An 11,192-nucleotide genomic window follows, 5' to 3' on the forward strand; every position below is an offset into this window, starting at 1 on the left:
ACGGCACTATATATTATTGTAACATCTCTTAACGCCAATTATGACATAGCTGCCCGATAATTTAGTGTAAGCCCTTTAGCGACATGCAAGTGCGCATAGTTATCATTCACATAATCAAATGCATTTTAGCAAATGATTTCAGCAGGCCCCCTTGTATTAGTGGTTGGCTTTGTTTAGGGTAACTAGGCATTATTCGATAGTTTATGATTGTATCCATCATTATAAGTTAACAATGACGTTCACAAAAAAGCTTCGGGATACATTTTTCAGTCATACAAAGTCGTTATTATTTTAACATTTAATTTTTCGTTTTTTACACCCCACCAAGGAGACATAGATGTCAACTGCATATAAATCAGCGATCGATTTAGTACGTGAATTAAAACAAAAGCATGGTAACTGGCAGAATATCAGCGAAACTGATGCGGCACGTATGATGTCACAAAACCGTTTTAAAACTGGTTTAGACATCGCAAAATACACTGCAAAAATCATGCGTCAAGACATGGAAGACTATGACAACGATACTTCACAGTACACGCAGTCTTTAGGTGCATGGCATGGTTTTGTTGCACAACAAACCATGTATGCCAAGAAAAAATATTTTGGCACAACTTCTAAAACTTATATCTACCTATCAGGTTGGATGGTTGCTGCCCTTCGTTCTGAGTTTGGTCCTCTACCTGATCAATCTATGCACGAAAAAACGTCAGTACCTAAGCTAATCGAAGAAATCTATACTTTCTTACGTCAGGCGGATGCTAAAGTACTGAACGACTACTTCCGTGAGTTAAACGCTGCTGAAGAAGCAGGTCAAGACACCTCAGCTATCCTAGAAAAAATCGAAAACTTTGATTCGCATGTTGTGCCAATCATTGCTGATATCGATGCAGGTTTCGGTAACGAAGAAGCGACTTACTTGCTCACCAAGCAAATGATTGAAGCTGGTGCTTGTGCCATTCAGGTTGAAAACCAAGTATCTGATGCTAAGCAGTGTGGTCACCAAGCAGGTAAAGTTACTGTACCGCATGAAGACTACATTGCGAAAATCAACGCTATCCGTTATGCATTCCTAGAGCTAGGTGTTGAAGACGGCGTTATCGTCGCTCGTACTGACTCTGAAGGCGCATCACTAACACAAAAAATTCCAGTATCAAACGAGCCAGGTGATCTTGCTTCTAAATACATCGACTTCCTAGAAATGGAAGAAGTGAGCATTGAAGACGCTAACGAAAACGACAGCCTACTTAAGCATAATGGTAAGCTAGTACGTCCAGTTCGTATGCCGAACGGCTTATACAGCTTCCGTGAAGACACCAACATCGACCGTGTTGTACTAGACTGTGTGACTGCTCTAGAAAACGGTGCAGATCTACTATGGATTGAAACACCAACACCAGATGTTGCCCACATCAAATCAATGGTTGACCGTATCAAAGAGCAACAGCCTAAAGCTAAGCTTGTATACAACAACAGCCCATCATTCAACTGGACGTTGAACTTCCGTAAGCAAGTTATCGCTGAGTGGGAAGCAGAAGGCAAAGACATCTCTAAATACAACAAAGATGACTTGATGAGTTCTGAGTACGACGGTACTGATCTTGATGCTGCTGCTGATGTTGCTGCTCAAAACTTCCAGCGTGACGCATCACGTGAAGCAGGTGTATTCCATCACTTGATCACGCTTCCAACTTACCACACTACTGCTCTTAGCGTTCACGAACTTGCTAAAGGCTACTTTGGTGAAGAAGGCATGCTTGCTTATGCAGCTGGCGTCCAACGTAAAGAAATCCGTGAAGGCATCTCTTGTGTTAAGCACCAAGCAATGGCTGGTTCTGACCTAGGTGATGATCATAAAGAAATCTTCTCAGGTGACAACGCACTTAAAGCAGGCGGCGGCAAGAACACGATGAACCAGTTCTAATTACCGAAAACTAGAAGTCTAGAAGCTGCAATTAATAAAAGCCACTCTACATCATGTAGGGTGGCTTTTTTCTGTGCTCAAACCATCATTGAGTGTTAGACTAATACTCAATAGACAAAATTAATAGGAGCCATCATGCGAGAGATAGAGCTAAAGTTTTTGATACAAAATTCGCGGCTAAAAGGCCTGATGCGCCAAGCACGAGTCAAGTCTTCAAAGGTCACACAACTGGCTGCTCACTATTATGATACTCCTAAGCAAAAGCTTGCCCATGCAGGTATTGGCTTACGTATTCGTAAAGAAGGCGATACTTGGGTTCAGACCATCAAAGCAGGCGGCGACGGCATTGCTGCACGCTTGGAGCATAATGCCAAGTTAGATAGTGAGCAAGTGGAAGAAATGCTGGATAATAATCAGCTCATGCCTGATTTAACTATTTATAAAAATACCCCTATCGCTCCTGCCCTTGCCAGTTTTAAGCGTAAGAAACTAAATAAAAATCTCACAAAGCTGTACGTTACAGACGTTGAACGCACCACACGTATATTGGCAGAAAGTAATGACAATGAGGACGACAACAGTATTGAGGTGGCGTATGATTATGGAAAAATCATACATGGTAGTGACGAGGAACAGCAGTTTACTATTCACGAAATTGAGTTTGAACTGATATCAGGCGATATTGACTTTTTATTTGCGACTGCCAAAACATGGTGTAAACGCTATAAACTTTGCCTGTCTACTGTGACGAAGGCTGAACGTGGTGGCTTGCTAATCAATGGTCAAAACCATAGCCCTGCAGTCAGTGCTGACCTTAGCCAACTAATAGCCCACAAAGACAGTAGCATGCCTGCCTTTATACGTGCAGCAGTGCATAACTGTCTCTTACACATACTACCGAACAGTAGTGCCATCGTAGCTGGCAGCGAAAATGACGATCATGTGTTACAGTTACGTTTAGGCTTATCTCGATTGCAAGCCGCAATAAACACATTTGCCGGCGGTTCTGATGAGATCAACCCTGATTGGTTGCCAATCTTAAAACAAACCACCTCCTTACTTAGTAATTACCGAGACCTTACCTATATCTCCAACCATATCGATCCTGGCTTACAACAACACGGTGCACCAGCGGTCAACTGGGAAAAAGATATTGACACTCTCAAAATAAAACCAATTGATGCCGTGAGTGCCAACGACTTTCAGCTAATGTTGCTTGATCTCATCGCGTTTACGATGAGTGATCCTAACCTTGAGCCAAATGCTGAAACACTAGCGAGCGAGCAACTGCCAAACAATTTATCTGTACAACAAAAACAACTGACAAAAGCGCTGAATGACTTTGAAAAAGAAAATGACTCTGATATTGATGATAGTCAGGCGCTGACAGAGATTGATAACCAAATAAACAACCTATGCTATAGCAGTGAGCTCGCTGCGCCGCTATTGCAAAAGAAATACTCGAAAAAGAAAACCAAGCGCTGGCTAAAGCATTTGTTAAAAACAAAAAAAGCACTGCAACAATATCGTGGGCATTCGAGGTTCCAACAGCATTATCAAAAGAAATCAAAAACAGATCCTCAGGCACTTTTTGGTGTGGGTTGGTATGCCATAAAGCTCAATACTTATGATAAACAGTTAAAAAATCGTTTGGCAAAACTTAAAGGTCGGGCAGTGTTCTGATAATGCTAGCGCTAGAGAAAGACGGCTCTACCAATAGATTGCATTAAATATAAATAGGGTCAGTCTGCAACGATAAGCACAGATGTACCAACGCTGACCTCCTCAAATAGCTCGACAATGTCGTGGTTACGCATACGCACGCAACCATGCGATAGCGGCGTTCCCATCGGCTCTGTATCCGGTGTTCCGTGAATGTAGATGTAACGCTGGTAAGTATCGCAACCACCACGATCATTACTACCTTTATTCAAACCTTCCTCGAGGCCAGTTAGCCACAGGATACGACTCAATATCCAATCACGCTTGGGATGTAATTCTTCCAGTGTTTCATCATAGACCTCACCTGTAGGCACACGCCCGACGAACACAGAGTTTATCGGTGCACTGCCGCCTATTTTTTCAGCGATAACATGCCTACCGATAGGTGTGCAGCCACTATCTTCCTGACTGCCAATACCATTCTTAGCAGTAGACACCACATACTGCGCTATTCGTTCATCCGCTCGACATACTGTTAATCTTTGCTGGGCGATATCGATGACTAACTGTGTATCAGCAGAACGATTGTTTTTCATAAGCGTATCCAATATCTGTCTATCAGTTACCACATCACTGACAACATAGTGAGGTAACTGATTGGGCTTTTCTATTATAAAGGGATTGTATCAAGAGATTCGGCACCGTAATATAGGGGCACACTTTTTGATGCTAGCAGATTATGACGACTATTTCACCGACACGTGTATCAATGTATGATTTTTTATATCATGATACCAAGCCGATGGTGTCACTCTTAGCAGACGCTGCACAGCTTTCGCTGCCGCAATCACGGTTGGCCATTGATGCCAGTTTGCAGGTCATCGTCAGTGCCCTGCTCGCCTATCAACAGCGTCATCACGGACAAGCAGTGAATAAAAAGCTTTTTTGTCGCAGTGCGATCAAAGAATTGCGCAAATACAATTCGATGAACTTTGCGACCATCGATGCGACGTTATACCATCGAAACGATGCCGCAGACGCGATTTTTAATGACAACGCTAAAATAATCAAAGCCAGCGAACATATTGCTGCTCGTACTCATACAACGGTACAGCAAGTTCAGGTTTTACTGACATCGTTATGCGCGATAGCGCTGCGTGAACTTGCTATTTTGGCAGACTATAGTCAAATGGATAATGAGGAAATTGATAAATGGTTTTCCTTGCAACCACAGTTTTTATCTGCAGATAGATTTTCGGCGACAAACGTACAGTCATCGCCTGAAAATCTAGTAGATGATGATATCTCGACAGATAATACAATAGAACTGCAGCCAGAATATCCTGCAGAACGTTATTTATTAAGCGCTGAGCAGCTGTCAGAAACGCCACCACCATTCGACCCTTATTGGTATAAACTGACCAACTTCAAATCTGAGAGAATTGAACCAGTAGAAGATATGCAATTCGCAACTGGCAACTACCTGAAAGCCATCGGACGGTCACCTGATAATTTACAACAGGGTCAGCACAACGACATGCTGGTTTTTGCGGAGTTGCAAGCCATCGCAGTGCCGCATCAACGCTGGCTATTACAACTTGCAAAAATCTCAGATATCTACCTCAGCCGTGATCGATTACGAATCACCTCTGAACCTACCAGCCCACCCAAACCTCCCTTCGTAAACCTGAGTTTGCTCGGCGGTCATAAAGACAATATCTCAACAACTGTCAATGACAAGCCGATAGAGCCTGATGCACCAACGCCACTTTGGAAAAACCCTGTTATTTTAATCATCATCCTCGTCATAAGCACCCTTGGAGCCTTAGCTACCCTCAAATACCAAAGTAAAGAAGCGAATGGTGCCGTGCTTGCCACAGAAGAAGTAGAGCAAAGTCGTCTCGAAACGCACTCATAACAAGATTTACCAGTCAGCCAGAGGATAAACTTCCTATCGCCAACGACGCTATCAAACCAAGTATATGTAGAGCCAGATATAATAAAAAACCATAAAAAAAACAGCGGCACTATCTATATAGTGCCGCTGTTTTTCATTTTAGGTCTGATCGGGCAACTAAAAGTAGCCCAATCAGCCTTCTTATATGTAATAAACTTACGCTGCTTACTTAGCTTATTTTGACAAGTCACGACCACGGCTGGCTTCGATAGCCAAACGCAGACCGTTTAGACGGATGAAGCCCTCTGCGTCTTTTTGGTCATAAGCACCCGCATCATCTTCAAACGTCGCAATTTTTTCGTCAAACAATGAATCATCAGACTTACGACCGACGACGCTTACCGCGCCTTTATACAGCTTCACACGTACCGTACCGTTGACATATTCTTGTGACTTGTCAATCAACGCTTGTAGCATCATACGCTCTGGGCTGAACCAATAACCATTGTAGATGACTTTTGCGTAGCGTGGCATGATCTCATCTTTTAAGTGAGCAGCTTCACGATCCAGCGTCAATGACTCGATGCCACGGTGGGCTTTTAGCATGATATTACCAGCTGGCGTTTCGTAGCAACCACGTGACTTCATACCGACATAACGGTTTTCGACGATATCTAAACGGCCGATACCATGCTTACCGCCAAGCTCATTCAACTTAATCATAACCTCAAAAGGCTTGAGCTTTTCACCATCAATCGCGACAATATCGCCTTTTTCATACTCTAGCTCTAGGTATTGAGCTTCTTCTGGTGCTTCTTCTGGACTCACAGACCAGCGCCACATATCTTCTTCAGCTTCGGCGTACGGATCTTCTAGGATACCACCTTCATACGAGATATGAAGCAAGTTAGCATCCATTGAATAAGGAGACTTTTTCTTATTACCTGCATAATCAATGGCAATATCATGCTCTTCAGCATATTGCATCAAGCTCTCACGACTAGACAGATCCCACTCACGCCAAGGTGCGATAGTAACCACATTTGGTGACAAGGCAACAGCACCAAGCTCAAACCGGACTTGATCATTCCCTTTGCCTGTCGCCCCATGACTGATGGCATCGGCATCGTGTTCTTTAGCGATCTCAACCAAACGCTTGGCAATGAGTGGACGTGCGATAGACGTACCTAGCAAGTATTCACCTTCATAAATGGCGTTGGCACGGAACATAGGAAATACATAATCACGAGCAAACTCTTCACGCAAGTCTTCGATATAGATATTTTTGATACCCATGGCTTCAGCTTTGGCACGTGCTGGCTCAACTTCTTCCCCTTGACCGATATCAGCAGTAAAGGTAATGACTTCGGCGTCATAGGTCTCTTTCAGCCATTTAGCGATAATTGAGGTATCAAGGCCACCTGAATATGCCAGGACGATTTTATTAATATTTTTTGGATCAAGTTGAGCCATGAATAACTCCTATTTTGAGAATTTAATGTGGGTAACAGTGCTAACATTAGATCGAAAGAAAAACTACCCGTTCAGTGTACATCATATTTGCTACAGGCAAAAGTACAACCACCGCACATGCTGCGGTTTTGGTTAAAATGTATTGTGAAATTGTTTAGGTATCTAAAAAAAACAATAGTTTTCAGATAAGCAAAATGACCCACAAATACATAAGCGGTCCAAATACCGAGCTAATCTTAGTTCTAAGTGAGCTAGCACTAACCAAAATTAGCTCGGTACTAGTGTGCCTATCATACTGCTATCAAGTGGATATCCTCTCGCTTTATAGGACGAACCATATCCAAAGTACAAATATCTATCCGCATATTTAGTCAAGCAGGCAAACCTGTTATGATGGTCATCTAGTACTACCTTCTTTTATCCCCGTATATGACGATATAGAGCGCGACGACCTTATGACTGATTCGATTAGAGAGTTGACCATCCTTCAGCCGGACGATTGGCATATTCACTTGCGCGACGGCAAAGCACTCAGCACCACAGTATCGCATGCAGCAGATAGCTTTAACCGTGTTATCTGTATGCCGAACCTAGTACCACCTGTCAAAAATATCGATGACGCGCGTGCCTATCGTGATCGTATCATGGAGCACCTGCAAAACAGTGAGTTAAGTATAGAGCGCAAATCTGCATTCGATCCACGTATGACTTTATATCTCACTGATAAAACCACCCCAAAAGATATCAAATTGGCAGCACAATCAGGTATCGTACAAGCAGTCAAATTGTATCCTGCGGGTGCGACCACCAACTCCTCTGATGGTGTCACTGACATCAACGCCTGCGTCGATGTCTTTGAAGCTTTAGAAAAGTATAACTTACCTTTGCTGATACATGGTGAAGTCACTCAAGACCATGTAGATATTTTTGACCGTGAAAAACGCTTCCTAGATGAGGTGTTAGCACAAATCATCGTCAAATTCCCCACATTAAAGATCGTGGTAGAGCATATCACTACCAGTGATGCGGCTGATTTTGTGTTAACACAAGGCAATCATATCGCTGCCACGATTACCCCTCAGCATCTGATGTTTAACCGAAACCATTTATTGCTCGGTGGTATCAAACAACACTTTTACTGTCTGCCCATTTTAAAGCGTGAAAGCCACCAAAAAGTATTGTTAGATGTCGCGACCAGTGGCAACCCAAAGTTCTTTTTGGGCACTGACTCAGCACCGCATGCGACAGACAAAAAAGAAAACGCTTGTGGCTGTGCAGGCTGTTATAGTGCCGCGACTGCTTTGCCTTTATATGCCACCGCCTTTGATAGCGTAGGCAAAATTGACAAGTTGGAAGGATTTGCCAGTCGTTTTGGCGCTCAATTCTATGGGATGCCAGTCAATGAAAGCACTGTTACCTTAATCAATACCCCGATGCAAGTGCCCAGCGCTTATCCTTATTTTGATGGATATTAACTTACGCCGCAGATGGCTGGCGAAACACTTCCGTGGTCTCTAAAAGGCTAACAACTGATAGACCACTTTCAAACTCTATTATTTTATCCGATGGGATCGATCGCATCGTTGTAGCAAACGATGTGACCGTCATCATGGGATGATTGTCTTTTCACTCAATATGATAATATGCCTGACAAAAGTGACTTAACTTGATATGACCAATCAAAACTACGCACCCTTGCCTGATAGTGACAACTCCAACCAACTATCTACGCTTGATAGCAAAGAACATAGCCAAGTAAAAACAGACCCTACAAACACTGAAAACACTGAAAACACACAAGAAGCAATGGGTTTAAAAGATCGTTTTCGTAAATTTCTTCCTGTCGTCGTCGACGTAGAGACCGCAGGTTTTAATGCTCAGACGGATGCTTTATTAGAAATCGCTTGTATCCCAATCTTACTCAGTGAGCAAGGCGTATTTTATCCAGGTGAGGCACTAAATGCTCATATCGAACCCTTCGAAGGCGCAAACCTAGAGCCAAGAGCGCTTGAATTTACAGGAATCGATCCAAAAAACCCTTTGCGAAAAGCCATTGCTGAAGATGAGAAAACTGGATTACGCCGTATATTCAAAGGTCTAAAGGATGTTCGTCGTGCAGAGGAATGCCGTCAATGTGTTTTGATTGGCCACAACGCCCATTTTGATTTGGCATTTTTGAATGCTGCGGTACTACGCACTAATAGCAAAAACCACAACCCCTTTCATAATTTCTCAGTGTTCGACACAGTGACGCTGTCGGCTTTAGCCTTTGGTCAGACAGTATTAGCACGCGCTTGTAAGGCAGCTGGGCTCGATTTTGATGGTAAGGATGCTCACTCAGCGCTATATGACACTCAAAAAACCGCTGAGCTATTTTGTCATATTCTCAACAGTTACCCCATGTTGGCAAACGCAGTACACGCTGAAAAATCCGAAGAATCTACTGCTGAGAAAAGTGACAAATAATCTATCGATGACATACCACATCTTGCCAAGCAAGCATAATAATGCTATTGATAATACTTAACAACTTTGACATATTGATTTAATAGTCAATAAGGATATGATTGATACTACGACAAACTGGCACGATAAATAAGCAAATCAATGGCATTTCTAATCACAGAGCTGAACAGAAAAACGTGAAATTGTTTAGATATTTAATAAGCCTACCCGTCATAGCTCACTTTCAAACAGCGGGTTATATCCTGTAGATAGTTTAAATTGTCCACACTGCCTCAGCAAGTAGTTTTCGTGATAGGAGGCTTAATAGAAGGGACTCTATTATGGATCCACAGCTTAAATTATGGGGGACTATCCTCGGTTATATGTTGCTAGCATTGAGCATCAGCGCTTGCACTTCTTTATGGATTCGCTACCATTTAAAGCGCAAAGACCTACATCCTCGTCGTGCAATCAAAAAAAGATACTTAATTTTAAAAAGACGAAGAAAAAGGCTTGACAGAAAACGCAGACGCTATTAGAATACGCACCACTTCGGCATAAATGGTGAAAGCAGCTGAGGTGTTTGTTACTAGTCCCCATCGTCTAGAGGCCTAGGACACCGCCCTTTCACGGCGGTAACGGGGGTTCGAATCCCCCTGGGGACGCCACATTTGGCGTCACTTATTAGCCAGCTTGCTATCAGACTAATAAGCGAACCAGCTAAAAAGCCCAGTCACATTAATTTGTGACTGGGCTTTTTTTATGCGGTAAATTATAATTCTAATTTTTGACTCTTCTATGCCTATTTATCACTTCTGTTGGCTGTGATAGACAACTAAATACGCATCAGCACCAATGCATCAGATTTAAATCAGCCCTTACCTGCTCAGCCCTTACCTACTACAAAACTCTCCTTTGTTTAGCGGTTGTCTAGCAGTCTGTTTTGAGTTCGGATACTCAGAAGTGGCCACTATCAGCCGTTGTTTGTTTGGTTTTTTACTATATCTTTGCATAAAAAAAGCCAGCATTTAATGCTGGCTAAATAGATCAACTATTTTTTACAACCTCTACCAAATCTTATCAGACAGCATTAGCCACAACAACGCCATCACTACCAACACACCGAGTACAGTCTGAATCAAAAAGAAAGCTTGATGTTGACCAACTACTTTACTCAAAGTCACACCCAAGGTACTGTACTTAACAGGAGAGGTGTCGACACTGCCCGTTCTTACCTGATCTTGATAGTATTCTTGCAATATATTCAGAAAACTTTTCAACTCTTTATCATCCAAATTATAAGGCTCGAAAGGCATAAACTCTTTCAGCTCAAATCCCTTCGTTATCCAACGCTCGAGCATGATAGAGCGTAACCACCAACTGAAAAAACGACGCTCCGTTATCTCTTCAAAGCTTAGTATTTTCATCTCTTTGTGTCGATTATCTAACAACAGGCGATTCTTCAGATTGGTTAGATCTTGCTCCGACCCTTCTACGCACTGTAAAAAGTAACCATTGCCATAACAAAGCACGCCTGTGATAGCATCTTCTTCATTGTTTCGTATCGATATCTCTGAAATATCACTCAGCGTACTCGGGCTTGAAAGACCAGTTGAAGTAATCCGGCTCACGTAAATAAACTGGCAAAGATCCGTGGTTACTGGATTTATCGCATTATTGATCGCTGACAAGCAGCTTCTCCTTATACTTCAGACCAATGCAGATATGAGAACCCTCTTGGCCTTAGAAAAAGCTAGGGACAGGACGATTAGCAGTGAAACTGGCTTACTA

General features: G+C 42.7%; 8 protein-coding genes and 1 tRNA gene. 6 read left to right on the forward strand and 3 right to left on the reverse strand.

The window, feature by feature from the left end; all coding sequences use genetic code 11:
- The first annotated feature begins 337 nt into the window (after positions 1 to 337).
- Positions 338 to 1,924, forward strand: a complete 1,587-nt coding sequence (locus L0J61_RS05155) for an isocitrate lyase (protein WP_301465275.1) — start codon at positions 338 to 340, stop codon at positions 1,922 to 1,924.
- A 135-nt stretch (positions 1,925 to 2,059) separates the two neighbouring features.
- Positions 2,060 to 3,607, forward strand: a complete 1,548-nt coding sequence (locus L0J61_RS05160) for a CYTH and CHAD domain-containing protein (protein ID WP_301465276.1) — start codon at positions 2,060 to 2,062, stop codon at positions 3,605 to 3,607.
- 59 nt (positions 3,608 to 3,666) lie between these two features.
- Here L0J61_RS05160 and L0J61_RS05165 read toward each other — a convergent pair whose 3' ends face one another.
- Positions 3,667 to 4,182, reverse strand: coding sequence for a L,D-transpeptidase (locus L0J61_RS05165; RefSeq protein WP_301465277.1), 516 nt, complete (start codon positions 4,180 to 4,182; stop codon positions 3,667 to 3,669).
- A gap of 143 nt (positions 4,183 to 4,325) precedes the next feature.
- On the opposite strand from L0J61_RS05165, the gene L0J61_RS05170 reads away from it, so the two are divergent.
- Entirely contained in the window at positions 4,326 to 5,504 is a 1,179-nt protein-coding gene (locus L0J61_RS05170) for a hypothetical protein (RefSeq protein ID WP_301465278.1), read from the forward strand.
- Between the two features lie 213 nt (positions 5,505 to 5,717).
- Here L0J61_RS05170 and L0J61_RS05175 read toward each other — a convergent pair whose 3' ends face one another.
- Positions 5,718 to 6,956, reverse strand: a complete 1,239-nt coding sequence (locus L0J61_RS05175) for an argininosuccinate synthase (protein WP_301465279.1) — start codon at positions 6,954 to 6,956, stop codon at positions 5,718 to 5,720.
- A gap of 455 nt (positions 6,957 to 7,411) precedes the next feature.
- Here L0J61_RS05175 and pyrC point away from each other — a divergent pair, with 455 nt between their 5' ends.
- The 3 genes from pyrC to L0J61_RS05190 all read left to right on the forward strand — a co-directional run bounded on the left by pyrC (position 7,412) and on the right by L0J61_RS05190 (position 10,069).
- Positions 7,412 to 8,431, forward strand: coding sequence for a dihydroorotase (pyrC, locus tag L0J61_RS05180; RefSeq protein ID WP_301465280.1), 1,020 nt, complete (start codon positions 7,412 to 7,414; stop codon positions 8,429 to 8,431).
- A gap of 331 nt (positions 8,432 to 8,762) precedes the next feature.
- Complete coding sequence (rnt, locus tag L0J61_RS05185) at positions 8,763 to 9,422, forward strand: ribonuclease T (protein WP_301465282.1); 660 nt, start codon at positions 8,763 to 8,765, stop codon at positions 9,420 to 9,422.
- A 571-nt stretch (positions 9,423 to 9,993) separates the two neighbouring features.
- Positions 9,994 to 10,069 (forward strand) — tRNA-Glu (locus tag L0J61_RS05190).
- A 399-nt stretch (positions 10,070 to 10,468) separates the two neighbouring features.
- Here L0J61_RS05190 and L0J61_RS05195 read toward each other — a convergent pair.
- Positions 10,469 to 11,092, reverse strand: coding sequence for a BLUF domain-containing protein (locus L0J61_RS05195; protein WP_301465281.1), 624 nt, complete (start codon positions 11,090 to 11,092; stop codon positions 10,469 to 10,471).
- Positions 11,093 to 11,192 lie beyond the last annotated feature (100 nt).

The organism is Psychrobacter sp. (assembly GCF_030457785.1).
Classification (GTDB): Bacteria; Pseudomonadota; Gammaproteobacteria; order Pseudomonadales; family Moraxellaceae; genus Psychrobacter.